The sequence below is a fragment of the Micromonospora aurantiaca ATCC 27029 genome (genome assembly GCF_000145235.1).
Taxonomy (GTDB): Bacteria; Actinomycetota; Actinomycetes; order Mycobacteriales; family Micromonosporaceae; genus Micromonospora; species Micromonospora aurantiaca.
This window is the reverse complement of sequence record NC_014391.1, coordinates 6,655,007-6,680,000: the sequence shown is the minus strand read 5'-3', so window position 1 is coordinate 6,680,000 and position 24,994 is coordinate 6,655,007. Positions and strand designations below refer to the sequence as shown.

At 71.2% G+C, this 24,994-nt stretch carries 14 protein-coding genes, 2 rRNA genes and 1 pseudogene (1 of these 17 only partly in view); 11 read left to right on the top strand and 6 right to left on the bottom strand.

The window, feature by feature from the left end; translation table 11 throughout:
• The 3 genes from MICAU_RS29855 to MICAU_RS29845 form a co-directional block, all read left to right on the top strand.
• A 23S ribosomal RNA gene (locus tag MICAU_RS29855) occupies window positions 1-2,963 on the top strand (it extends 147 nt beyond the left edge of the window).
• 79 nt (window positions 2,964-3,042) lie between these two features.
• Window positions 3,043-3,159, top strand: a 5S ribosomal RNA gene (rrf, locus tag MICAU_RS29850).
• A gap of 206 nt (window positions 3,160-3,365) precedes the next feature.
• The gene (locus MICAU_RS29845) at window positions 3,366-3,992 is read left to right on the top strand and encodes an NADPH-dependent F420 reductase (RefSeq protein WP_013289082.1); all 627 of its coding nucleotides are present in this window, start codon (window positions 3,366-3,368) and stop codon (window positions 3,990-3,992) included.
• Between the two features lie 58 nt (window positions 3,993-4,050).
• Here MICAU_RS29845 and MICAU_RS29840 read toward each other — a convergent pair whose 3' ends face one another.
• The gene (locus MICAU_RS29840; RefSeq protein ID WP_030274941.1) at window positions 4,051-5,868 is read right to left on the bottom strand and encodes a VanW family protein; all 1,818 of its coding nucleotides are present in this window, start codon (window positions 5,866-5,868) and stop codon (window positions 4,051-4,053) included.
• Between the two features lie 186 nt (window positions 5,869-6,054).
• On the opposite strand from MICAU_RS29840, the gene MICAU_RS32150 reads away from it, so the two are divergent.
• The gene (locus tag MICAU_RS32150; protein WP_425311435.1) at window positions 6,055-6,687 is read left to right on the top strand and encodes an NUDIX-like domain-containing protein; all 633 of its coding nucleotides are present in this window, start codon (window positions 6,055-6,057) and stop codon (window positions 6,685-6,687) included.
• Window positions 6,581-6,838 (top strand): annotated as a pseudogene (locus MICAU_RS33725) (NUDIX domain-containing protein); the annotation flags it as partial. The gene MICAU_RS32150 and the pseudogene MICAU_RS33725, both read left to right, overlap by 107 nt.
• A 31-nt stretch (window positions 6,839-6,869) precedes the next feature.
• Here the strand turns inward: MICAU_RS33725 and MICAU_RS33325 are convergent.
• The gene (locus MICAU_RS33325) at window positions 6,870-8,153 is read right to left on the bottom strand and encodes a lipopolysaccharide biosynthesis protein (RefSeq protein ID WP_013289080.1); all 1,284 of its coding nucleotides are present in this window, start codon (window positions 8,151-8,153) and stop codon (window positions 6,870-6,872) included.
• The gene (locus tag MICAU_RS29830; protein WP_013289079.1) at window positions 8,150-12,781 is read right to left on the bottom strand and encodes an alpha-(1->3)-arabinofuranosyltransferase; all 4,632 of its coding nucleotides are present in this window, start codon (window positions 12,779-12,781) and stop codon (window positions 8,150-8,152) included. Before MICAU_RS29830 ends, MICAU_RS33325 begins: the two co-directional genes overlap by 4 nt.
• 169 nt (window positions 12,782-12,950) lie before the next feature.
• Between MICAU_RS29830 and MICAU_RS29825 the strand changes: the two genes are divergently transcribed.
• The 3 genes from MICAU_RS29825 to MICAU_RS29815 are packed head-to-tail and all read left to right on the top strand — an operon-like array spanning window position 12,951 to window position 16,767.
• Window positions 12,951-14,828 carry a hypothetical protein gene (locus MICAU_RS29825; RefSeq protein ID WP_374539165.1) on the top strand — a complete coding sequence of 626 codons (1,878 nt, stop codon included), beginning with the start codon at window positions 12,951-12,953 and terminating at the stop codon, window positions 14,826-14,828.
• The gene (locus MICAU_RS29820; protein WP_013289077.1) at window positions 14,828-16,537 is read left to right on the top strand and encodes an MmpA family trehalose lipid delivery protein; all 1,710 of its coding nucleotides are present in this window, start codon (window positions 14,828-14,830) and stop codon (window positions 16,535-16,537) included. Before MICAU_RS29825 ends, MICAU_RS29820 begins: the two co-directional genes overlap by 1 nt.
• Window positions 16,538-16,572: 35 nt before the next feature.
• Complete coding sequence (locus tag MICAU_RS29815) at window positions 16,573-16,767, top strand: hypothetical protein (RefSeq protein WP_013289076.1); 195 nt, start codon at window positions 16,573-16,575, stop codon at window positions 16,765-16,767.
• Here the strand turns inward: MICAU_RS29815 and MICAU_RS29810 are convergent.
• A complete protein-coding gene (locus tag MICAU_RS29810) occupies window positions 16,752-17,930 on the bottom strand; it encodes a glycosyltransferase family 4 protein (protein WP_085983664.1) in 1,179 nt (392 codons plus the stop codon). The two genes, MICAU_RS29815 and MICAU_RS29810, sit on opposite strands and share 16 nt — an antisense overlap.
• A 151-nt stretch (window positions 17,931-18,081) precedes the next feature.
• Window positions 18,082-19,332 (bottom strand): acyltransferase family protein, encoded by a 1,251-nt coding sequence (locus MICAU_RS29805; protein ID WP_013289074.1) that lies wholly within the window; start codon window positions 19,330-19,332, stop codon window positions 18,082-18,084.
• 113 nt (window positions 19,333-19,445) lie between these two features.
• On the opposite strand from MICAU_RS29805, the gene pgfA reads away from it, so the two are divergent.
• The 3 genes from pgfA to MICAU_RS29790 all read left to right on the top strand — a co-directional run bounded on the left by pgfA (window position 19,446) and on the right by MICAU_RS29790 (window position 23,260).
• Window positions 19,446-20,603: a cell envelope lipid trafficking protein PgfA gene (pgfA, locus tag MICAU_RS29800; protein WP_013289073.1), complete on the top strand. Its 1,158-nt coding sequence runs from the start codon at window positions 19,446-19,448 to the stop codon at window positions 20,601-20,603.
• A gap of 393 nt (window positions 20,604-20,996) precedes the next feature.
• A complete protein-coding gene (locus MICAU_RS29795) occupies window positions 20,997-21,620 on the top strand; it encodes a DUF6230 family protein (protein ID WP_013289072.1) in 624 nt (207 codons plus the stop codon).
• 77 nt (window positions 21,621-21,697) lie between these two features.
• Window positions 21,698-23,260, top strand: a complete 1,563-nt coding sequence (locus MICAU_RS29790) for a DUF6114 domain-containing protein (RefSeq protein WP_013289071.1) — start codon at window positions 21,698-21,700, stop codon at window positions 23,258-23,260.
• 45 nt (window positions 23,261-23,305) lie between these two features.
• Here the strand turns inward: MICAU_RS29790 and MICAU_RS29785 are convergent, their stop codons facing one another.
• Window positions 23,306-24,976, bottom strand: coding sequence for a DUF885 domain-containing protein (locus MICAU_RS29785; protein ID WP_013289070.1), 1,671 nt, complete (start codon window positions 24,974-24,976; stop codon window positions 23,306-23,308).
• Window positions 24,977-24,994: the final 18 nt, after the last annotated feature.

Here is a 24,994-nt window from a genome sequence, read left to right as displayed (position 1 = left end):
GTCACCCGCACCTGAACACATAGGGTGTGTGGGGGGAACGCGGGGAAGTGAAACATCTCAGTACCCGTAGGAAGAGAAAACAAATAGTGATTCCGTGAGTAGTGGCGAGCGAAAGCGGATTGAGGCTAAACCGGCGGCGTGTGATACCTGTCAGGGGTTGCGTGGTCGGGGTTGTGGGACCCTGCTCAACAGACTGACATCTGTTGGAGAAGTTACAAAGCCAGTGGCTAGTCGAACAGTCTGGAATGGCTGACCGTAGACGGTGATAGTCCGGTAGGTGAAAGCTGCTGGTCTTCTGTGGGTGTTCCCGAGTAGCGGCGGACTCCTGAAATCTGCCGTGAATCTGCCAGGACCACCTGGTAAGCCTAAATACTTCCTGGTGACCGATAGCGGACAAGTACCGTGAGGGAATGGTGAAAAGTACCCCGGGAGGGGAGTGAAATAGTACCTGAAACCGTTCGCCTACAATCCGTCGGAGCCTTGCGGGGTGACGGCGTGCCTTTTGAAGAATGAGCCTGCGAGTTAGTGGCATGTGGCGAGGTTAACCCGTGTGGGGGAGCCGTAGCGAAAGCGAGTCTGAATAGGGCGTTTTTAGTCGCATGCTCTAGACCCGAAGCGGAGTGATCTAGCCATGGGCAGGCTGAAGCGCGGGTAAGACCGCGTGGAGGGCCGAACCCACCAACGTTGAAAAGTTGGGGGATGACCTGTGGTTAGGGGTGAAAGGCCAATCAAACTCCGTGATAGCTGGTTCTCCCCGAAATGCATTTAGGTGCAGCGTCGCGTGTTTCTTGCCGGAGGTAGAGCACTGGATGGTCTAGGGGGCCCACAAGCTTACCGAAATCAGCCAAACTCCGAATGCCGGTAAGTGAGAGCGCGGCAGTGAGACTGCGGGGGATAAGCTTCGTAGTCGAGAGGGAAACAGCCCAGATCACCAGCTAAGGCCCCTAAGCGTGTGCTAAGTGGAAAAGGATGTGGGGTCGCATAGACAACCAGGAGGTTGGCTTAGAAGCAGCCACCCTTTAAAGAGTGCGTAATAGCTCACTGGTCAAGTGGTTCCGCGCCGACAATGTAGCGGGGCTCAAGCACACCGCCGAAGCTGTGGCATTCACATTTTAACTTCGTGCCTCCTTGATGGGGTATGCAGGTGTGTGGATGGGTAGGGGAGCGTCGTGCCGGGGGTGAAGCAGCGGGGTGACCCAGTTGTGGACGCGGCACGAGTGAGAATGCAGGCATGAGTAGCGAAAGAAGGGTGAGAAACCCTTCCGCCGGATGACCAAGGGTTCCAGGGCCAGGCTAATCCGCCCTGGGTGAGTCGGGACCTAAGGCGAGGCCGAGAGGCGTAGTCGATGGACAACGGGTTGATATTCCCGTACCCGCGAAAGAGCGACCCTGACGAACCTCGTTGTGCTAACCACCCGAACTGCCGGCGGTCTTCGGACCAATGGTGGGGAGCGTGGGAACCTGGCGGGTAGTAGTCAAGCGATGGGGTGACGCAGGAAGGTAGCTGAGCCCGGCCGGTGGTTGTGCCGGGGTAAGCGTGTAGGCCGTGCCGTAGGCAAATCCGCGGCGCATATAGGCTGAGACGTGATGCCGAGCCGATTCAGGTGAAGTCAGTGATCCTATGCTGCCGAGAAAAGCCTCTAGCGAGTTCTTAGCGGCCCGTACCCCAAACCGACACAGGTGGTCAGGTAGAGAATACCGAGGCGATCGGGCGAACTGTGGTTAAGGAACTCGGCAAATTGCCCCCGTAACTTAGGGAGAAGGGGGGCCGGAGACGTGAAGCCCCGCGCGGGTGGAGCGTTGTATGGCCGCAGAGAGCAGGGGGAAGCGACTGTTTACTAAAAACACAGGTCCATGCGAAGAAGTAATTCGATGTATATGGACTGACGCCTGCCCGGTGCTGGAACGTTAAGGGGACCTGTTAGCTCTCACGAGCGAAGCGGAGAACTTAAGCGCCAGTAAACGGCGGTGGTAACTATAACCATCCTAAGGTAGCGAAATTCCTTGTCGGGTAAGTTCCGACCTGCACGAATGGCGTAACGACTTCCCCACTGTCTCAACCACAGGCCCGGCGAAATTGCATTACGAGTAAAGATGCTCGTTACGCGCGGCAGGACGGAAAGACCCCGGGACCTTTACTATAGCTTGACATTGGTATCTGAATTAGCTTGTGTAGGATAGGTGGGAGCCGGTGAAGTCCATACGCCAGTATGGGTGGAGGCAATCTTGAAATACCACTCTGGTTGATTTGGGTATCTAACTTCGGACCGTTATCCGGTTCAGGGACAGTGTCTGGTGGGTAGTTTAACTGGGGCGGTTGCCTCCTAAAGGGTAACGGAGGCGCCCAAAGGTTCCCTCAGCCTGGTTGGCAATCAGGTGTTGAGTGCAAGTGCACAAGGGAGCTTGACTGTGAGACTGACAGGTCGAGCAGGGACGAAAGTCGGGACTAGTGATCCGGCACTGGCATGTGGAAGCGGTGTCGCTCAACGGATAAAAGGTACCCCGGGGATAACAGGCTGATCTTCCCCAAGAGTCCATATCGACGGGATGGTTTGGCACCTCGATGTCGGCTCGTCGCATCCTGGGGCTGTAGCAGGTCCCAAGGGTTGGGCTGTTCGCCCATTAAAGCGGTACGCGAGCTGGGTTTAGAACGTCGTGAGACAGTTCGGTCCCTATCCGCCGTGCGCGTAGGATACTTGAGAAGGGCTGTCCCTAGTACGAGAGGACCGGGACGGACGAACCTCTGGTGTGCCAGTTGTCCCGCCAGGGGCACGGCTGGTTAGCTACGTTCGGAAGGGATAACCGCTGAAAGCATCTAAGCGGGAAGCTCGCTTCAAGATGAGGTATCCCACCCACATTTGTGGGGTAAGGCCCCCAGCTAGACGACTGGGTTGATAGGCCGGAAATGTAAGCCCGGTAACGGGTTCAGTTGACCGGTACTAATAGGCCGAGGACTTGACTACTAAGCTGCTACGCGTCCACTGTGCAACTCTGAACAAACCACCACCCATGTTGTTGGGTTGGTTGACATGTTCATAGAGTTACGGCGGTCATGGCGGAGGGGAAACGCCCGGTCACATTCCGAACCCGGAAGCTAAGCCCTCCAGCGCCGATGGTACTGCACTCGGGAGGGTGTGGGAGAGTAGGACACCGCCGGACAATCTTCCAATTCAGGGCCACCCCCAACCGGGGTGGCCCTGAATTGCGTTGCCCCCCGGAAAACACCACGACGGACCGCCTCGGTCTCGTACCGTCGAGCCGGGACCGTCGACGCACGATCGCCCGCCGGCTGGGCGGCGCGAAACGTGACGTGTCGTACGCCGGGACCGTGATCGGGTCCGACCGCACGGGGTACAGGAGTGGGCATGGAGATCGGAATCATCGGGTCGGGGCACATCGGGGGCACCCTCACCCGTCGTCTGCGTTCACTCGGTCACGACGTCGCGGTGGCCAACTCCCGCGGGCCGCAGAGCCTGACCGACCTCGCCGCCGAGACCGGCGCCCGGGCGGTGTCGGTGGAGGAGGCCGTGCAGGGCGCCGAGCTGGTGGTCATCGCGATCCCGCTGAAGGCGGTGCCGCAGCTCCCCGCGGCGCTCTTCGACGGCAAGCTGGTGGTCGACGCCGACAACTACTACCCCCAGCGGGACGGGGACATCCCCGAGCTGCTGGACCGCAGTCTCAGCTCCAGCCGCTGGACCGCCGATCACCTCAAGGGCGCCCGGGTGGTGAAGGTCTTCAACAACATCCAGGCCGCGCACCTGATGGACGAGGGCAAGCCGGCGGGTACGGCGGGCCGGATCGCGCTGCCGGTGGCCGGTGACGACGCGGACGCCAAGCGGATCGTGATGGGGCTGGTGGACGAGCTGGGCTTCGACCCGGTCGACGCGGGCACCCTGGACGAGAGCTGGCGGCAGCAGCCGGACACGCCCGTCTACGGCACCGACCGGGACGCCGACGGCGTACGCGAAGGGCTGGCCGCGGCACGGCCGTGAGAATCATGGGAAAGGCCCCGCCGGATACGTCCGGCGGGGCCTTTCTGCGTCTCGTGGATCAGTCGTCGCCCGGCTTCGGGGCGCAGATGAACCGCGGCTCGGCGTCGTAGCGCCAGCTGAACTTCTCCCGCTTGAACACCTTGCCGTCCTTCTTGATGACCCGGAACGCGTCCTGGGCGAACCCGACAGCGCCAGCGGCGGCGATGCAGGTCGGACCCGGCGTCAGGTAGACCGTCTTCGGCTGGGTGATGTTGCGGCGCGGGCCGTACTCGGTCTTCACGCTGTCGTAGATCTTGGTGCTCCAGATCGAGACGGTGATCGAGTTGGACGTGTACGACGTGTCGATCAGGACGCCGTACGGCGTGTTGTTGCGGAACTTGAAGTCGAGCTGAGGCCAGTAGATGGTGGACTCGATCACCGCCGGGTATCGGCTGAAGTAGAACGAGTGCGGCTTGTGCTCGACGTCCTCCAGCCCGGCGTAGTAGGTGGCGTTGAACAGCGTGGTGGTGAACTGGGAGACACCGCCGCCGACGCCCGGCACCAGCTTTCCGCCAACGATCGTCGGCGCGTCCTTGTATCCCTGGTCGTAGCCGCGTTCGCCGGTGTGCCCGTTGAGCGAGAACGTCTCGCCCGGCTTCACCAGCGCGCCGTCCACGTCCTTCGCCGCACGGACGATGTTCTGGCTGCGCGGCGACGAGAGGCCGCCGGTGAATTGGGTGGTGAACGTCGACACCCGCTCCTTGATGCCGAGCTTCGCCAGCTCCGCCTCGGTCAGCTCGGGGGCGGCCGGCTTCAGCTCGGCGGTCACCGTACGGCCCTCGGTCTTCGGCAGCACCGCGAGCAGCGCCGGGCCGAGCGCGGCGGCGTCGACCTGGCGTCCGGGCTTGCTGGGCAGCACCTTCGGCTTGCCGCCGCTGATGGTCAGTCCGGCGTCCCGCGGCTCGACCTCGAGCTTCGTCAGCCGGTCCCCCAGTGCGGTACGCAGCCGCTTGACGTCGACCTTCGGGGTGAGCGTGCCGGCGTCGTCGGCGGAGAAGCGCAGCGACCGGGCGATGGCGGCGGGCGGGACGGTGACCGAGCCGCCGTCGGTGGTGAGCGTGACCGGTGCGGCCACCGCGGGCCGGGCCAGCTCGGCGACGAGCCGGTCCACCTCCTCGCGGGTGGTGGCCGGCCACTTCTCGACGAGCGGCACGGTGACCGGCTCGGCGGCCAGCCAGCCGGCCTTCACCACCGAGGTGGCGCCATCGGTGTCGATCGTCAGCGCCGGCTTCGGGTAGACCGGCTTCGGTGTGGTCCCGGTCCAGATGATCGCCGGCATGGTCATCTCACGCCCCTGCGCGCCCATCACCTTGCGCAGGGCCGCCCCAAGCTTGGCCTGGTCGACGGTCACCACCGGCTCGACCGCCCGGGAGCCGACGAGCCGGCTCACCGCGTGCGCGTCGGCCTCGGCAGCCGCCGCCACCGTCGCGTCCACGTCGATGGCGAGCCCCACCTCGGACGGCTTCAGCTCGGCCTTGTTCTCACCGACTGCGACCGCGAGCGGGGCGTCCAACTTGTCGGCCCGGCGTTCCAGCTCGGCGCGGAGCGCCTGGGCCGCCTCCGCGCGGCTCCGCCCGCCCAGCTCGGTGCCGAGCACCGTGGTGCCGCGGGGCACGTCACCGGCGTACGCGTAGGCGCCCAGGCCGACGCCGCCGGCGAGCACGGCCGCGACGATCCCTCCGGCCAGCAGCAGCCGGGCCCGTCGCGAGCGTGTCGGCTTGGCCGCGCCGCCCCCGGGTGGTGTGGCGACCGGCTCCATCTCGACGCCGGGCCAGCTCACCGCCGCCACCTTGATGGTGGGACGGTCGTCGGCAGCCGGCATCTTCTCGCCGTACATCGTCACTGCAACCTCGATCGGAAGTACACGCGGGGACCGCTTCCCCCGCGGGAGACACCTACGGTAACCAACGCTCGGGCCCGCCGGGAGTGTCCGGTCCGGCGGTCGTGTCGGTTGACCGCCGGTGTCGCACCGATCACCCGTTTCGGGGCGGTGCCGCGGTGCGGATCGTGGCACGGTGAGCTGGTGCGGACACAGGATCGGGTGCCGGCGTACGGCGGCGGATGGCTGGACCGGGCGGCGGCGCGGCGCGCCGACGCGGACTGGCTGGCCGAGCGGCTGACCGACCCGGCGAGCGTCGTGCTGCCGCTGTGGCGGGACCGCTGCCTGGTCGACGGGGACGGCCCGGTCCGGCTCACCGGTGAGCGGGCGTCGACCGTCCGGGCCGCGGCGGGCGAGACCGTCTTCCTCGGGGTCGACGGGGACGCCGCGGTGTTCGCCGTCGATTTGTCCGCGCTGGGCGAGCGGGCCGCTGTGGAGGCGGCCGCCGCGACGCGGGCGGCCGACCTGCGGGCGCTGGCCGGCCGGCTCGACCCGGCCGGGGCGGCCGTCCAGGCGTACGCCCGGGGGTTGCTGCTGTGGCACCGGCAGCAGCGATACTGCGGCGCGTGCGGCGCGGCGGCGGTGGCCGGTGGCGGCGGACACGTCCGGACCTGCGCGGACGCGGAGTGCGGGCGGCTGCTGTTCCCCCGGATCGAGCCAGCCTGTCATCGTGCTCGTCGAGGCACCCGGCCCGCCGGGGCGCTGCTTGCTGGCCCGGCACGCGGGCGCGGCCGAGGGGGCGTATTCGACGCTCGCCGGCTTCGTCGAGGTCGGTGAGAGCCTGGAGGACGCGGTCCGCCGGGAGCTGGCGGAGGAGGCGGGGGTGACAGTCACCGACGTGACCTACCAGGGGTCGCAGGCGTGGCCGTTCCCGGCTGGCCTGATGGTGGGTTTCCGGGCCGTCGCCACCTCCGAGCAGGTCCGCGTCGACGGGGTGGAGCTGCTGGAGGCGCGCTGGTTCACCCGGGCGGAGCTGCGGGAGCGGATCGCGTCCGGTCGGTCGCTGGGCCGGGTGGACTCGATCGATCACCTGTTGCTGGGTGACTGGCTGGGCGCCGAGTCGCCGGCACGGCCATCAGCAGTGTCGTGACCACGGCCGTGGCGAGCGCCGCGACGACGAGACCGCCGACGGTACGCGGACGCACGATCGCGGCAACGGTCACCAGCGCGCCGGTGCCCAGCCACAGCGGTGCTGCCGGCCACCTGACGCCTCCGGCGAGACGGTCGTTGAGCAGAACGAACGTCACCGCGTAGAGCGCGCCGACGGCGGCGAACAGCGGCGCGTACCGGCCGAGCGCCGTGTAGTCGGGTCCGCCGACGAGCCGGAAGGCCAGCCCGCCGGCGACTGCCGACGCGCCCACCAGGACCAGGCCGCAGGCACCCGTCACCGCGAGCGCGACCGTGCGGCTGCGGCGGTCCCCGCGGGCCAGGCGTGGCAGGGCGAGGACGGCGGCGACCTGCGGCGCCCAGAGCGCGCCCTTGGTCAGGACGGTCCCCACCGAGTACGCCCCGGAACCCGACGGCGGCAGCAGTTGCCGGGCCAGGAGCAGATCGGCGTAGGAGACGACGAGCATCGCCAGCGTCGCCCCGCACCCGGCGGTCACCTGGGCGACGGTCAGGCGCGGGGCGGCCGAGGGACGCCGGGGCGTACCGGTGAGCCAGGCCAGCGCCGGTGGCGCCAGCGCGGCGGTGAGCGCACCGATCGCGAGCGCGCCGGTCAGGCCCGCGCCGAGCAGCAGCCCCACGATCACCCCGCCGTAGCGCGCGGCGGCCAGCAGCGCCATCGCGGCGGCGAGCCGCAGGAAGCGCTGACCGCCCTGCAGTTCGCCGAGCGAGCGCGACGAGAGCACCACCGAGGCCGTGGTGACGGCCAGCAGCGCCGGTACCACCGCCGGCAGGTCCAGCGCGGCGACGAGCACCGGCGTCGCCACCAGCAGCGCCCCCGCGCAGAGGGCGGCGGTCAGCACGGTGAGCCGCCGGGTGTCGGACGGGCCGTGCCGGGCGTGGTGCACGGCGACCGCGAGTTGCAGGCCGAGCCCCGGCACACCGGCGATGGCCACGAGGCCGAGGGCGGTGGCGAGCGCGCCGAGGTCGTCCGCGTCGAGCTTCCGGGCGGCGAGTACCGGCACCAGGTAGGCCAGGCCGTTGACCAGCACACCGGCGAGCGTGACGGCGACGCCCGCCGCTCCCAGCCCGGTCCTCCGGCCGTCCGCCGGCTGCGGGCCCGGCCGGCCCTCGCTCACGTGATCTCCGAGACGCGGGACGCCGGGCCGTCCTCCGGCCCCGGCGCGACGTCCGGTGCCGGCCGCCCGTCCGAGTCGGGCTCGGCGCGACCGTCCAGGTTCGTATCCGGCTCGGCCTCGCCGTCCGGCCCTCGGCCCGCGTCCCGGTCCGTGGCCGGCTCGTCGCGGTCCGGCCCCAGGCTCGGGCCCGGCTCGGTATCGCGGTCCGCGTCTCGGTCCGGACCCGGCTCGACGTCGAGGTCCGGCCATCGGCCCGGACCCGTGCCTGGACCGGCGAGGGCGGCGGGAGCGGCGACGGCCGCGGCGGCGAGGGCGGGGACGGGCGTCGGCTGCGTGGCCGGCTCCGGCGTCCGGGGGGCCGGCACGGCCGGGGCCGCCGCCGAGGTGGGCCTGGTCCGGCGTACGGGCCGCCGGCGGGCGGTCGTGGAGAGCCAGAGCGCGCCCAGGGCGGCGACCGTCAGGAGTTGCGGCAGCACGTCGGTGTGCCGGTCGCCCGATTCCAGATGGACCCACCCGGCCAGCGCCACCAGCGCGCCGGGGAGCCACGTCTCGGCCGCCCGGGCGATCCTCCTGACCCGCCGGGGGTCACTGGTCCACGGCAGGCGACGCGGCCCGGGTACGGCGAGCATGAAGCCCGCTGCGACCAGCAGGGCGCCGAGCAGACCGCTGTGGAGCACGAGCGCGGCGGCGCCGACTGCGAGCAGCGGCAGCGAGCGGGTGAGCCGTCGCCGGGCCGCCGGTGCGACGACGACCGCGCGATCCCCGGCGGGCCGGCGATCGGGCAGCACCGCGAGCAGCACCACCACCGCCAGCAGGACGCCGCCGAGCAGCAGACCCATCCGGTACGGGGTGTCCGGCGTGAAGCGCAGCACCACGTCCCCGGAGACACCGGCGGGCAGGATCCAGCCCTGCTGCCAGCCGTCCACCACGAGCGGGGTGAGCGTCGTGCCGCCGATGGTCGCCTGCCAGCCGGTGTTGGTGTTCTCCCGCACCGCGAGCACCCGGTCGACGGAGTGCTCGGACACCCGTACCCGCCGCTCGGTGGCCGACCAGGAACCCACCTCGATGTCGCCGGCGGTGGCCTCCGCGGCGGGCGTCGCGGTCCGTGGCGTCAGCGCGACGCGGGTGGCGGTGGCGAGCGTGCTCGCGGTGGTGACGAGGCGGTGCTCGCCGCTACCCAGGTCGAGCTGCTTGGGCGTGGTCCGGCCGCAGGCGGTGACTGGCATCTCGCGCAGCTCCAGCAGGTCGCGGACGGTGCCGGTGAGCGTGGTGGTGATCCGGGACGAGCCGACCTGGAGCGTCGGGCCGGAGCCGCAGGCCAGCTTCAGCGGCGTCTCCGGGCGGGGTGCGACAGTGGTGCCGAGGGGCAGCACCGTCACCTCGCCGACAGCGATGGGCAGCGGCTCGGGCAGCCGCAGGCCGTACGGGTCGGTGCTGGTGGCGGACGGCTTGTCGAGGAACTGGATGGTGATCGAGTCGGTCCGCATCGGCGGGTCGAGCGTGAGCACGCCGTCGTTGGTGAGCAGGTTGCTGCGGAACCCGTCGTTGCCGACCACGCGGACGCTGCCGATCCGGGTGGCGGCGGTCCCCTCCTCGACGGTGAACCGGATCCGGCTGATGACCTGCGGTTCGAGCCAGGTGAGGCGCAGGATCGGCGCCTCGTCGTTGAGCGCCGGTGACCAGCTCGTGGCGGGGTTTCCGTCGAGGACCGCGCCGGGCCGGCCGGCCGGGTCGGGCACCGCCGTCGAGGACGCGGTGACCTGCGGCGCGAGGCGCAACGGCTGGGCGTCGGCGACCAGCTTGTCCAGAGCGGCGTTCAGCTCCGGGCCGGGGGTCGGCCGCGCCCACAGCTTCGCGTCGTACGTCCCGGCCACCGGCAGTGTGAAGGTGCGGTCGATGGTGGAGGCGTCCTCCGAGCCGCGGATCGCGTCGGTGGAGCAGCGGGGGCGGCCGTCGACGGTGAAGCAGGCGGGCGTGGACGGGGCCGCCGACACGACCACGCCTGCGGGCTGGTCGGTGGCGGGGGCGGCGGGCAGCTGGAGGGTCCGGCTGGTCTGGACACCTGGGATCTTGATCTCGGTGATGCCGACCGTCTTGTCGCCGAACGGGCGCAGGTCGAACGCGGCGTCCACTGATACCTCGACCTTGCGTGTGGCGTGCACGCCGGGCAGCTCGAAGACCATGTGGTCACCGAACTGCTCGACGGTGCGGCTCTCGTATCCGGCGGTCACGGTGACTGTGGTGGGCAGGGCGTCGGCCTTCAGGTCGAACCAGACCTCCACCCGGGTGACCCGGGTCGGGTTCGCCAGGTTCACCTCGATCCACTGCCTGTCGCTGCGTGAGTGCGGCGCCGACCGCCAGGATGTGGCGGTGTTCCCGTCCATCGCCGCGTACGGCTGGTATTCGGGCCGGGTGCCGCCGGTCGCGTCGATCTGGGAGCGGGCGGTGGAGGCGCGGATCCCGCTGATGCCCTCGAAGCGCGCGACGGTCGACCACTCCGGCCCCCAGTCGGGCAGGTAGTCGTGCGCGGGCGCGGACACCGCGAAGGTGTCGTCGGCGGTGAGCGTCTGGGAGGAGTTGTCGCGCAGCCGGCCGAACGAGACGTCGCGCCTCCGCAGCCCGTCGGTCATCACGACCCGCCCGGTGGTCTCACCGGCCTTCGCGTCGCCGGCCAGGATCGTGGGCGCGGCGCCGAGCTGGCCCGAGGCGGCCAGGTCGAGCAGCGACTCGGGACCGCCGACGACGGTGGTCACGTCGTCGCGGTCGTACGCGACCACCGGCTGGACGGCGCGGTCCACCCGGTACACCTCAAGCGCCCGCCCGGGCACGTCCAGGCCCTGGTCGCGGAACTCGTCAGGGGCGTCGGAGCCGCCGCGCACCGGGCCGAAGGACACCACGCGGGTCAGGCCGGGCGAGCGTTCCAGCGCCTGCCGGACGACCGCGGGGCGGGCCGTGTCCGAGCGGCCGTGGTCGAGGTCGGCGCGGAACAGGACGTGGCTGATCCCGGAGCGGGCGAGCAGGTCGGCCAGGCCCGCCGAACCGGCGCCGGTGGCGAGCGTCGACTCGATCGCGTCCAGCAGCCGGATCGTGGCGGGCGGGGTGAACGGGATGGCGTTGCGGACCGCCCACCGGCTGTCCAGCAGCGGCTGGGCGATCTCGTCGGTGGTGCTGCCCCAGTCGTACACGGGGAAGCGCGCGCCGGGGACGACGAGCACGCGCCCGCGTCCGGTGTTCGCGTCCAGCCAGTCGGTGGCCTCGTGCCAGTAGCCCGGCACGTCCTTCACCGCGCCCGGCGTGGCCAGGCCACCGGCGAGCGCCGGTGAGGCGACGCCTGCGACCGCGACCATCGCGGTGCCGGCGGTGAGCCAGGCCCGGGCCGTGGCGCGGCCACGGCGCTGCTCGGGCGCGGTCCGGGCCGCGCGTACGGCGAGGCTGACCAGGTGCGCCAGGCCGAGCGCCAGCGGCAGGCGCAGCAGCACGTCGAACTTGTGCACGTTGCGCAGCGGGGCGCCGATGCCGTCGAGGAACTGCTGCTGCGGCCCGGCGAGGATGTTCGGCAGGTCGCCGGTGTGCCCGAGACCGACGAGCGCGACGCCGAGCAGCAGACCGGTGATGAGGAACCGGCGGTGCGGCATCCCGCGCCGGGACAGGCCGAGCACCCCGAGCGCGGCCACCGCCAGGGTGGCCATCACGAGCAGCGTGTCGTTGGCCAGCCGGGCGCCGGCCGGGATGTTCGCGCCGAACGGGGACGCCAGGTACGCGACCCAGTAGGAGGCGCCGCGCAGCGTCGTCACCGCGTCGGTGACGCTGGTGGTGTTGCGGGCGGTCTCGATGTAGTCCAGGAACGGCGGGCTGTACCGGCCGAGGACCAGCAGCGGGATCAGCCACCACGCGGTGGCCAGGGCGACCGCGCCGCACCAGGCCGCGAGGGCGGTGACGCGGCGGCGCAACGGCCGGAGCGTGGCGAGCCAGAGCAGGGCGAGCGGCACCACGGCGGCGACGGCTGTGGCGTTGACGCCGCCCGCGCAGGCGACGGCGACCGCCGACCCGGCGACCGCGCGGCGCAGCCGGGCGCCCCGGGCGAGTCCCACGAGCGGGATGAGCACCCACGGCGCGACGGCGCTGGGCCAGGACTCCACCGACGACCAGCCGAGCTGGGTCAGGATGCGCGGGGACAGCGCGAACGCGACACCGGCGATCATCCGGCCGGCGGGGCTGCCGATGCCGAGCCGGCCCGCCAGCCGCACCACACCGAGGTACGCGACGCAGAACAGCAGCGCCCACCAGAGCCGCTGGACGATCCACGGCGCGATGCCCAGTTCCGTCCCGAGCAGGAAGAACGGGCCCATCGGCCAGAGATATCCGTACGCCTGGTTCTGGAGCTGGCCGAACGTGCCGGTGGGATCCCACAGGTGCAGCGAGCGCAGCAGCCACCCCGCCGGATTGACGTTCAGGTCGACCTTCGTGTCCGGTACGACCTGCCCGGGCGCCTGCTGGAAGGCGAGGGCGGTGAGCGCGAGGCAGATCGTCAGGTGCCGGAACCGTCGCGCCGTCTGCCGGGCACGGCCGGTCTCCCGGGCGGGGGTGTCCGTCCCCGTCGGCGACGTTGTCGTCCCGTCCGCACGCATTTTCGGCTCCCGTCTCCGCCGGCCGTACGCGCACCTGCAACATGACGCGTGTCGCGCGACGTTATCCGGACCGGACGCGCAGTGGCGACCTGGGGGCGCGGCAGGGCGTTATCAGGAGAACGGCCGTCCCCACGGCGTGTAAGCGTGTGGCAGGCTGCCGACCATGTCAATGCCACAAGCAGCGGCCGAGACGCATCCGGCAGCCGTCGGCGCGGAGGACGACGGACCCGGACCGATCGGTCGCTGGATTGCCGCCGACCGCGTCCGCGCGGTCGCGATCGCCCTCATCGTCGTGTCCGTCGCGTCGCGCGCCGGGCTGGCCGCCCGTGGCTGGTTCTCGCAGGACGAGTTCGTCATCGCCGCGCAGGTGCTCGACACCCGGCTGGACCCGGACTACCTGCTGGGCACGTTCAACAACCACCTCATGCCGGCCGGGCTGGCGGTCGCGTGGCTGATGGTCCGGGCGGCCGGTTTCGCCGGCTGGCCGTGGATCCTGCTGCTGGCGGCCGGGCAGGCGGCGGTGGGGATCGCCCTCTACCGGCTGCTCCGTGATCTGCTGCGGCCCGGCTGGGGGCTGCTGGTCCCGCTGAGCCTGTTCCTGTTCAGCCCGCTGACGCTCGAGGTGTCGTCGCTGTGGCTGGTCGGGCTGCTCGTTCTGCCGCCGCAACTCGCCCTGGTCCTCGCGGTGGCGGCCCAGGTCCGGTACGTGCGCACCGGCCGTAGGCGGCACCTCGTCCTGGTCGCGTTCTGGCTGGTGTTCGGCCTGCTCTTCGACACCAAGGCGCTGCTCATCGTGCCGCTGCTGTTCCTGCTGACCGCGTTCCTGTTCACCAAGGGCCGTGCGTGGCGCAGCCTGGTGAGCACCGTCGTGCGGTTCTGGCCGGCGTGGCTGATGCTCACCGTGCTGTCCGGGGCGTACCTGGCGTACTACCTGACCCGCCCGGCCCGGGGACTGGACGAGCCCACCTCGGTCGGGCAGGTCTTCTCCTTCCTCGGCGACCTGATCGGCGACACGGTGGTGCCGGGCCTGCTGGGCGGGCCGTGGCGCTGGACGTACGCCGGTGACGGGCCGCCGCTGTCCGACCCGTACGACATCGCGAAGTGGCTGTCCTGGGCGGTGCTCGCGGCGCTGATCGTGGTCACCGTGCGGCGGCGGCCGTCCGCCGGGCGGGCCTGGCTGCTGCTCGCCTGCTACCTCGGCCTGGTCGCGGCGCTGTTCGCGGTGACCCGGCTCGGCGGGCCGCTCGGGCCGCTGGTCGGCGTCGTCCCCCGGTACGTCGCGGACGTGGTGCTGGTGGCCGCGATCTGCGTCGGGGTGGCGCTGCTCGGGATGAAGGACAACGACGAGGACGACGTGTCCGCGTGGCCGCTGCCGACTGTGCTGCGGGAGCCGGGCGCCTTCGCCGTCGGCCTGGTCTCGATGGTGGTGCTGCTGGCGACCATCGGCGTGGGCACGCTGTGGAGCACCGCGCGGTTCGGCGACAACTGGAGCACCAAGCACGGGCGGGACTACCTGGCCACCACGCAGGCCGAGCTGGCCGCCGCTCCGCCGGGCACCGTCTTCTTCGACACGATCGTGCCGGACCGGGTGGTGGCCGGATACTTCTGGCCGGACAACCTCCAGTCCCACTTCTTCCGTCCGGCGGAGCGCCGGCCGACGTTCGTGACGATGAGCGAGAAGCCGTCGACGTTCGACGAGAACGGCCGGATCCGTCCGGTGGTGGTCGAGGGACGCAAGGTCGCGCCCGGCACCGTGGAGGGCTGCGGGCACCTGGCCGAGGGTGGCCGGACCACCCGGATCCCGATGGACGGCTACCTGGTCGAGTGGCCGTACGTGGTGCACTTCGGCTACGTCAGCTCCGGTGACTCGACGGCGGTGTTCAAGCTCGGCGACGCCACCCGCGAGATCACGCTCAAGAGCGGGCTGAACGACGTGTTCTTCATGGTGGAGGGTGCCGGGTCCGCCGTCGAGCTGACCGTGAACACGCCCGGAGTCAGGTTGTGCACCAACCTGATCACCATCGGCCGGGCGGTGCCGAAGCCGTAATGACCGGACGTCCCGCCGAGGGCGGCGGCCCCGCGGTCCGGCGGTGGCGGGAGGCGCTGCCGCTGTACCTCGTGGCGGTCGTCGTCACCGCGTTGATCCTGGCCCCGCTCGCGGCGCCGGGCTACGCGCTGCGGTACGACATGGTGTTCGTCCCCCGGCAGCCGCTGAGCTGGGATCTGGTGGCCCCGGCGCAGAGCCTGCCCCGGGCGGTGCCGATGGACGCGCTGGTCTCGCTGGTGACCCAGCTCGTGCCGGGCTGGGTGGTGCAGCGGGTGGCGCTGGCCGGTGCGGTCCTGTTCGCCGCCGTGGGCGCCGGACGGCTGGTGCCGACCGAGCGGCGTGCGGTGCAACTCGTCGCCGCCGTGGCGTACGCGTGGACGCCGTACCTGGCCGAGCGGCTGCTGATCGGGCAGTGGGGGCTGCTGCTGGCGTACGCCGCACTGCCCTGGCTGGTGCGGGCGGCGCTGGACCTGCGGGCGGGCCGCGACGGCGCGCTCGCCCGGGTGGTGCTGCTCGCCGCGCCCGCCGCGATCACCCCGACCGGCGGCCTGATCGCCCTGGCGACGGTGCTGGTGCTGGCGGCGGATCGGGCCCGGCTCCGGCTGTCCGCGGTCGCGGTGGGCGGTGTCGCGCTGCTCAACGCACCGTGGATCGTGGCGGCCCTGGTGACCGGCGCGGGCGGCACGTCCGACCCGGCGGGTGTGGCGGCGTTCGCGGCGCGCGCCGAGAACTGGGCCGGCCCGCTGGTGGCGCTCGCGGGCACCGGCGGCATCTGGAACGTGCAGGCCACCCCGTCCAGCCGGTCCGGCACGCCGGCCCCGCTGGCGACCCTGGTGCTCGTGGTCCTGGCCGTGGTCGGCGCCGGCCTGCTGCGGCGCCGGCTGCCGGCGGGCGCGGCGGTACGGCTGGGCGTGCTGGCCGGCGGCGCGTACCTGCTGGCCGCCCTCGCCGTGCTGCCCGGCGGGAACACGGCGCTGAGCTGGGCGGTGGCGCACGTGCCGGGCGCGGGACTGCTCCGCGACGGGCAGAAGTTCCTCGCGCCGTACGCCCTCGTGCTGGTGGTGTGCGCGGCGCTCGGCGCCGAGCGGCTGGTGGCCCGGATCGACCGGGAGGTCGGCGGGATCGTGCTGGCCGGGCTGCTGCTCCTGCCGTTGGCCGCGATGCCGGACCTGGCGTTCGGCGGGGCCGGCCGGATCAGCCCGGTGCGCTACCCGGCGGACTGGCAGGCGGTCGCCGAGCGGCTGCCCGACGACCCGGGTGAGATCCTCGCCCTGCCGCTGACCACCTACCGGGCCTATCCGTGGAACCCGGGCCGGGTGGTGCTGGACCCGGCGCCCCGCTACCTGCCGGGAACCGTGCTCACCGACGACACGCTCGTGGTCGACGACGTCGCGGTGGCGGGCGAGAATCCGCGCCTGCGCGAGGTACGCCGGGTGCTCGCCGAGGGACGGCCGGTCTCGGCCACCGGCGTGCGCTGGGTGGTGGTGCAGCACGGTACGCCGAGCACAGTGGATCCGGCCGTCCTGGCCGGTCTCGACCTCCGGTACGAGGGGGAGTCGCTGAGCCTCTACCGGAACCCGGCCGCGTCGGGCTCGCCGCAGCGGGCCGGATCCGGTCGCTGGCTTGTCGTGCTCGCGTGCGGAACTGCCGTTCTGGTGGTCATGGCTGCCGCCTTTTCGACCCTACGCCGGCGAGCTACTGCGTGGTAACGTCCGCTCGCACGTCTCACCACTGGAGGAATGGCATGCGTAGAGCTCTAACCCTTGTCGTGTCCGGCCTGGTGGCGGCGTTGCTCGGGGTCCTGGCCCTCGGCGGGCTCTCCGCCGCCGCGACCGCCACGGCGGAGGAGGCCGCAACCGAGGCGCGTAACGCCTCGGAGGCGGCCAAGCGGGCCGGGAAGCAGGACCCGTACGCCCCCGAGGTCTACGGCAACAGGTAGGACGGGTCGCCCCGCCGCTGCACCCGGCGGGGCGAGTCCGCGGTCTCCAGCAGGGTCGCGAAGCGTTCCCCCGCCACCGGCCAGGTGAAGTTCGCCGCGTGCCGCCGGGCCTGAGCGCCCATCTCCTGACGCATCTCGTCGTCGTGCAGCAGCGCGCGCACCTTCGCCAGGTAGTCGTCGATGTCGTCGGCCAGCAGGCCGGTGCGCCCGTCGACCACCGCCTCCGCGACGCCGCCCGCCTCCCGGAACGCCACTGTCGGCGTGCCCGCCGCGCCGGCCTCCACGATCGTCAGCCCCCAGCCCTCCTTGAGCGACGGCGTCAGGGCGACCCAGGCCGAGGCGAGCAGCGCGGCCTTCTCCTCCTCCGTCACGAAGCCCCGGAAGTCGACCCGGTCGGTGATGTCCAGCTCGTCGGCGACCTCGCGCAGGTGCGACTCCCACCAGCCCTGACCGGCCACCACCAGCCGGAGCTGGGGCAGCTCGTCGGCGAGCGCCGCGACCGCCCGCAGCGCCACCTCCACCCGCTTGTGCGGCACCAGCCGGTTCAGCGTCACGAGCAGCGGGAACGGTGCGCGCCCGGCGTCGGTGCGGGGCAGCTCCGGCGTGCCGTTGTAGACCACCGAGACCTGCTCCGGTGGTACGCCGAGGGTGGCGAGTTCGCGCCGGGTCGCCTCGGACACGGTGACGTACCGGCAGCGCCGGTAGACACGTACCGCCAGCGACGACTCGACCCACCAGCCGAACCGGGCGGCCCACTGCGGCAGGACCACCGGCCACTGCTCGCGGTGCACGTGGTGGATCAGCTTGACCACCGGACGCCGGGCCCAGAGCGGGGAGAGGAACGGCAGGCCGTTGCAGACGTCGACGAGGATGTCCGGCCGGCCGCCCCGGCGCGCGGCGAGCGGGCCGAGGCCGAACGCCCCGGCCAGGTAGCAGAGCGCGGCCCAGAGGTAGACGGTGTGCCGGCCGCCGCGACGGACGAACCGGATGCCCTCGTCGTTGACCTCGTCGGCGGGAGCCTCACGGTGCGCGGCACAGAACAGGGTGGCGCGGAATCCGCGCGCCACCAGCTCGGCGGCGATCCGTTCCACGTACACCTCGGAACCGCCGCCCTCGGGGTTGCGAGTGTCTCGCCAGTTGAGGAACAGCACGTGTCCGGGCATGCCGAAGCGACGCTCCACGCGAACCCTACTCTCAAGTAATTTAGCGGTGCGCGTCACATTAAGGGCTGGGCCTGCGCCCGGCAATGCCCCGAGCGGCGGCGTTGAGCCGCCGGGCGTCGTCGGATGACGCTCGGTGTTCGGCTGGTGACCGCTAGGCGGGTGCCGCGACGTCCGGCGTGGTGGCCGGGGCGCCCGGCGTGGTGGCCGGGACGGCCGGTGCCCCCGCCGCCGGTCCGCGCCCGGTCGGCCGGCGGCGGCTCTGCGTGCCGAGCGTCTGGAGAGGGCGCTCGACGCCGTAGTAGCTGGCCGCGGCGTACATCAGTCCGAAGACCATGGTCAGGGCGAAGACGTTGACGAACTCGCCGGTGAACAGCGGCCGGTCCTCGAGCAGGTAGATCAGCTCGATGACCAGCGGGTGCCACAGGAACAGCCCGTACGACACGTGGCCCATCCACCGCGCCGACCCGGTGCTGAAGACCTCCTTCGCCCGGGTCGGGCCGCCGAACGCCACCGGGATCGTGATCAGGACGGCGATCAGGAGGTAGAGCGCCATCTTGGTGCCGAACTCGACGGCGGTCGGGCTGGTCAGGTCGCGCGGGCCGGCGATCGGCGTCGTCGCGATCGCCATCACCGCGACCGCGGCACCCCAGCAGGCGAGCGGCGCCGAGGCGAGGTCGTCGAGCACGCGGAAGGCGGCCGGCGCGGTGTCGGTACGCAGGGCCACGTGCGCCGCGGCCAGCGCCATGCCACCGCCGAACCAGGCGCCGTACGAGGGGAACCACATGGTGTGCAGCGCGCCGTCGAGCCAGCCGGCGCCCATCATGGCGACCCACGCGACGGTCAGCAGCGCGCCGGAGGAGGCGAGCAGGACGGTGCGGACGGGACGCCAGGTCCGGCCCACGGCGAGCACCGCGAGCAGCGGCAGGAGCAGGTAGAAGACGACCTCGGTGGCGAGGCTCCAGGTCTGGCTGAGCCCGTGGCGGAGCTGGCCCGGGCCGTAGATCTGGGTGAGCGTGAGGTGGCGCAGCCAGTCACCGGCCGACACCGGGTGGTTGCCGGGCAGGACGACGAAACAGACCACCACCGCCAGCCAGTACGCGGGCAGGATCCGCAGCGCCCGGCGCCAGAAGTACCGCTTGGCGCGGGGCCGTGGGCGTCCGGTGGCGACGGTGAGCGCCCACGGGCGGAACAGCAGGAAGCCGGAGAGCACGAAGAAGATCGCCACGCCCACGTCTAGGCGCGCCAACCAGCCGCCCCACGTGGTGTTCATGGTGACGGCGGTCTGGAAGCCGACGTGGTGACCGACGACCGCCACCGCGCCTATCGCTCGCAGCGCGTCGAGGGCGGGAAGACGGCCCGTTACCGGTGGCTCCGGGATTGTTGGCGTGGTGGCTGTGGACATCTGGACATCCAGGGGGTCGCTTTTGCAGGTGACTGGGGAGTAACCTCCCGCCAATGCTAAGGATCGGGTGCCCCGGACGACAGACCGTAGGGCGGCAGGTTACAGGAGGATGAGTGAAGCTTCGCGTGGGCGCCGCGCTCTTCGGGCTAGGTGTCTTGTTGCTGGTCTTCGCGGCCGGGCTGCCGTTCTACGTGGCCCCCGCCGTGACCAAGCTGCCCTATGACCTGGAACCAACGACGTCCGTCGCGGAGGCGAAGGGCGCGAAGTTCCTACAGATCAAGTCCGAAGCCGGCGGCGTGAGCATCGACGTGCCGCAGGCCGACCTCGTGTCCAGCGTCGAGGTCATCCCGCAGCCGGAGGACACGAAGGACCGCTTGCCCAAGGAGCTGAAGGGCGACGCGGTCATCTGGAACGTCTTCCAGACGGTCAAGCGCGGCGACAACCAGGACGTGATCAGCCAGTACAGCACCGAGCTGGCGCTGTACCGGATCTCCGGCGCGGCGGCGCCGTGGGACGAGCAGTGGCTCAACGAGTCCGGCGCGCAGCAGACCCCGGTCGGCAACGTGCGCTACTCCGGCCAGATCTACAAGTTCCCGTTCGGCACCGGCAAGCGTGACTACCAGGTGTTCGACCGTGACCTGAAGAAGACGGCCCCGGCGCGGTTCACCGGCACCGAGAAGATCAAGGGCGTCGAGACGTACCGCTTCGAGCAGCGGATCGAGAACGAGCCGCTGAACACCCCGGAGGACAGCGTCAAGACGCTGCTGGGCAAGTTCGCGCCCGGCGCGACCAGCGGCCAGGTCGTCTACAGCAACACCCGTACGCTCTGGGTCGACCCGGTGACCGGCGCCTACGTCAAGGTCCGCGAGCAGCAGTACAAGGAGCTGCGCCCGGACACCGGCGCCCCGACCGTGCTGCTGGACGCGGACTTCAACTACAACGACGCCACGATCAGCCGCAGCGTCGAGACGGTGAAGGACAACCGTTTCAAGATCGGCCTGATCAGTGTCTGGGGTCCGATCATCGCCGGCGTGCTCGGCCTGATCGCCCTGATCGCGGGCGTGTGGCTGGTGACCCGGCCCAAGGGTGACGGCAGCGCCCGGCACCGCGCGGACGCGCCGACCTCCGACCCGACGCCCACCCGCGTGGACCAGGAGCCCGTGGGTGGCCCGCTCGACGACGAGATCCCGCCGGCGTCGACGAACTGGCGGTCCGACGATCCGTCGGTGCCGGCCCAGCGTTCGGGTGCCGGTGAGGTGGAGCGCCGCTGACCGGTACGCCGGAAGCACGACGGAGGGGTGGGCCGCATCGCGGCCCACCCCTCCGTCGTCAAGATCTCCCATGCGGGCGAACCTACTTTACATTCGTTACTCGATTGTAACGGCGAGATGTCCGGTGACTTTCCGTCGCGCTCACCGTCATCTATGCCCGGTTTGCCGCGACATTTCGCCCTCCACGCCCTGCCTGGGCGGGGATTTCGTGACGCCTGGTCACCTCTCTGTCTCACCCCGGTGTTACCGCCGGGTAATCAGGGGGTTGTGAGCTGCACCGCATCGGGTGCACGATCAGGCTCGATCGTTACCCGTCGGTAACAGAGGACGGGCCCGGCGCGGGCCACCGGTTCCCCACCGGCCGCCGCGCACATTCGTTCGAGGAGGAACCCCGTGCAGAATCGGCTCGACAACCAGGGTCGTACCCGGTGGCGGCGGTTCGCCGCCATGATCGTGCCCACCACGGCCGCCGCCGGTGCCATCCTGTTCGGCATGTCGACCGGCGCCATCGCCTCCGACATCACCGTGTCCGGGCAGACGTTCAAGATCGGCGCCGACCGCCTGGAGGGTGAGGGCTTCAAGCAGTACGGCGGCATCGTCCGCGAGAAGGGCGAGGACGGGAAGGCCGGCGCGACCCGCCCGGTCGCGATGGCCGAGATCAGCAGCGCCGAGCTGTACAAGCTCTGCCAGTCCGTCCGCGCCGACCTGCCCGGCCTGCCGGTGGTGCTCACCATCAACGCCGGTGAGGGCAAGGACCCCGCCCGGGCCAAGGACCTCGTGATCGCGATGGACTCGCTCGAGGGCAACGCGACCTTCACCAACATCAAGATCGGACGCGACGCCAGCGACCTCAACCCGACGGCGCAGCGCGGCTCGTTCGGCCAGAACTCCGACCGGGTCACCATCCGTGACCTGAAGCAGGTGTCCCGCTACACCACTTCCTCGACGTTCAACCTGGTCGGGCTGCGGCTCAAGGTCAACGTGGGCGACGACGCCAAGGGCAAGGAGTGCTTCTGAGCTGAGCACGGCCCGCGGTGGCCGACCACCGCGGGCCCGCCCGATCGTTCCCGTCCCCGCTCCGCCAGGAGGAGTACGTGACAACCGTCGACCCGTCCCACGCCCGGCTCGGCACCGCGGCCCGGGCATGGCGTACCTTCCGCCGCTGGCAGCGGAGCCGGCCGTTCTGGGGCGGCCTGTTCATCATCCTGGCCGGGGTGGAGATGCTCGCCTCCACCCGGTTGACCCTCAACGGCCTGAGCTTCAGCAGCGGCGCCACCGGTCTGCTCTCGCTGCTGATCCCGGGCATCCTCGTGACCTGCGGGGTGCTGCTCTGGCTCAGCCCGCCGCAGCGGCTGTTCTACTCGATCGTCGCGGCGATCACGACCGTCTACTCCCTGATCGGGCTCAACCTCGGCGGCTTCTTCGTCGGTCTGCTGCTCGGCATCGTGGGCAGCGCGCTCGCGTTCGCCTGGGTGCCGACCCCTCCGGCCGGTCCCGCCGGTCCGGCCGCCGACGAGCGCGACGCCGAGGCGGACGCCGAACCCGGCACCGCTGTGGACGCCGAGCCCGGCACCGCCGCGGACGCACAGCCCGTGGACACGCGGCCCGTGGACACGCAGCCCGCGGACGAGCGGCCGACCGTCGAGGTGCCGGCCGGCGTACGGCCGGCCGTCGAGCAGCCGACTGCCGAGCGGCCGGGCGGGGAGCGGCCGGTCCCTCGGCAGTCGGTGAACGGGCAGGCGGCCGGATCCGACGGCGGCCCGCCGGAGTGGGCGGGGCGTTCGGCGGACCCGCGCGCCTTCGGCATCGTCCTCGTGGTGCTCGGCCTCGCCACCGCCGGCCTCGCCGTACAGCCGGGGGCGGTGCAGGCCGCCCCGAGCAAGCCCGCCGCCAGCGCCTGCCCGTCGAAGCCCGCCACGCCGACGCCCGGCGCGAGCGCGCCCACGGCGACGCCCACCCCGTCGCCGAGCGCGAGCCCGACGCGGGAGGGCAACATCATCACCGACTTCTTCGAGGGGATCGGTGACCTGTTCAAGGGCAGCAGCAAGAAGAGTGAGACGCCGTCGCCCACACCGACCGCGAGCGGGTCGGCGGCCCCGACGAGCAAGCCGGCGACCCGGCCCGGATCGACCGAGTGCCCGGCGCCGGGCAAGCCCGGCAAGGTGGACCCGGCGAAGCCCGGCAAAGTGGAACCCGGCAAGCCCCTGCCGCGTATCGCCGCCGACCCGAGCCTGCCGAAGGTGGGCCAGACGCCGTCGAAGCTCACCGGCTCCAAGGTGACCATGACCGGGCTGCGGTTCGAGGGGATCACCGACCTCCAGACCGAGCAGGGTGCGCTCAAGGTGCTGAAGTTCAGCATGAAGGAGGCGGTGACCGACGACTTCCTGCTGGTCGCCGACGGTCCCAGGGGCCGCACCCAGCGGTACGCGACCGACCGCCTCACGGTTCGCGACGACGTCGCGTTCTACTGCACCCGGTTCGTCGGCAAGCTCGCCGGTATCAAGCTGACGCTGACGCCGGACCTGCCGTTCCCGGACGGCCTGCCGGTCACGCTGCCCATCCCGGTGACGTTCACCGACCCGGTCATCGACCTGGCGTACGTCACCAGCAACACGCTCACCGGCCGGCCGACGTTGCGGCTGACGCTCGGCGCCTGACCCGGCGGGTGCCGGCGGGACTCCCCGCCGGCACCCGCACCCGGTTCAGAGCCGGGCCAGCGCCTTGCGCAGCGGGTCCAGCCCCAGCGAGCCCAGGTCGAGCGCCTGGCGGTGGAACTCCTTGAGGTCGAAGTCGGCGCCCTTGCGGGCCTTCGCGTCCTCGCGGGCCTGCAACCAGATCCGCTCGCCCACCTTGTACGACGGGGCCTGACCGGGCCAGCCCAGGTAGCGGTTCAGCTCGAAGCGCAGGTTCTCGTCCGGCACCCGGCAGTGCGCCCGCATGAACTCCCAGCCCAGCTCCGGCGTCCACCGCTCGCCCGGGTGGAAGCCGAACGGGTTGTCCCTCGGGATCTCCAGCTCCAGGTGCATGCCGATGTCCACGATGACCCGGGCCGCGCGCAGCGCCTGCCCGTCGAGCATGCCGAGCCGGTCACCCGGGTCGTCGAGGTAGCCCAGCTCGTCCATCAGCCGCTCGGAGTAGAGCGCCCAGCCCTCGCCGTGCCCGGAGACCCAGCACAGCAGCCGCTGCCAGCGGTTGAGCAGGTCGGCCCGGACGGCGGTCTGGGCGACCTGGAGGTGGTGACCCGGCACGCCCTCGTGGTAGACGGTGGTCACCTCCCGCCAGGTGGAGAAGTCGGTGATGCCCTGCGGCACCGCCCACCACATCCGTCCCGGCCGGGAGAAGTCCTCGCTCGGGCCGGTGTAGTAGATGGCGCCGTCGCTCGTCGGCGCGAGGCAGCACTCGATCCGGCGCACCTGCTCGGGGATGTCGAAGTGGGTGCCGTTCAGCTCGATGATCGCCCTGTCGGCGAGCGCCTGCATCCAGTCCCGGAACGCCTCCTTGCCGCGTACCGTCCGCGCCGGGTCGGCGTCGAGCGCGCGTACCGCGTCGTCGACCGAGGCGCCGCGCCCGGCGATCCGCGCGGCCACCGCGCGCATCTCGGCCTCCAGCCGGGCCAGCTCGGCGAAACCCCAGGCGTACGTCTCGTCCAGATCGACCTTCGCGCCGAGGAAGTACTGCGAGGCCAGCTCGTAGCGCTCCCGCCCGGCGGCCTGCTTCTCCCGGCCCACCGGCGCCAGCTCGGTGCGCAGGAACTGCCCGAACTCGGCGGTGGCGGCGGTCGCGGCGGCGGCGCCCTTGCGCAGCTCCGCGCCGAGCGCGCCGTCCGCGTCGATCCGCTCGACCAGCCCGTGGAAGAAGTTGTCGCCCTCCGGGTCGACCCAGACGTCGCACTGCTTGGCGACCTCGACGAGCTGCACCCGCGAGCTGACCCGTCCCGCCGCGGCGGCCTCGCGCAGCGTCCGCTTGTAGCCGTCCAGCGCGGACGCGAAGCGGTTGAGCCGTGCGGCCACGTTCGCCCGGGCCTGCTCGCCGTCGGTCGGCATGAGGTCGAAGACCATCCGGATCTCGTGCAGCCCGCTCGCGATCACGTTGACCTCGCTGCCGGTCTCGCCCGCGTCGTAGCGGGCCAGCTCCAGGCCGAGGCGCTCCTGCATGGCCTCCTGGGCGGTCCGCTCCGCCTCGGTCTCCGCCTCGGTCACGTCGAGTTCGCCGAGCGTGCGGCGGGCCAGGTCGGCGCGCGCCGCGTAACCCTCGGGCGACAGGTCGTCGAGCTGGTCGTCGTAGCCGGCGATGCCGACGTAGGTGGCGCCGGTCGGGCTCAGCGGGGCCCACTCGGCCACGTACCGGTTGGCGAGGTCATCGATTCGTCCCACGAGGCGACCCTACGTGAC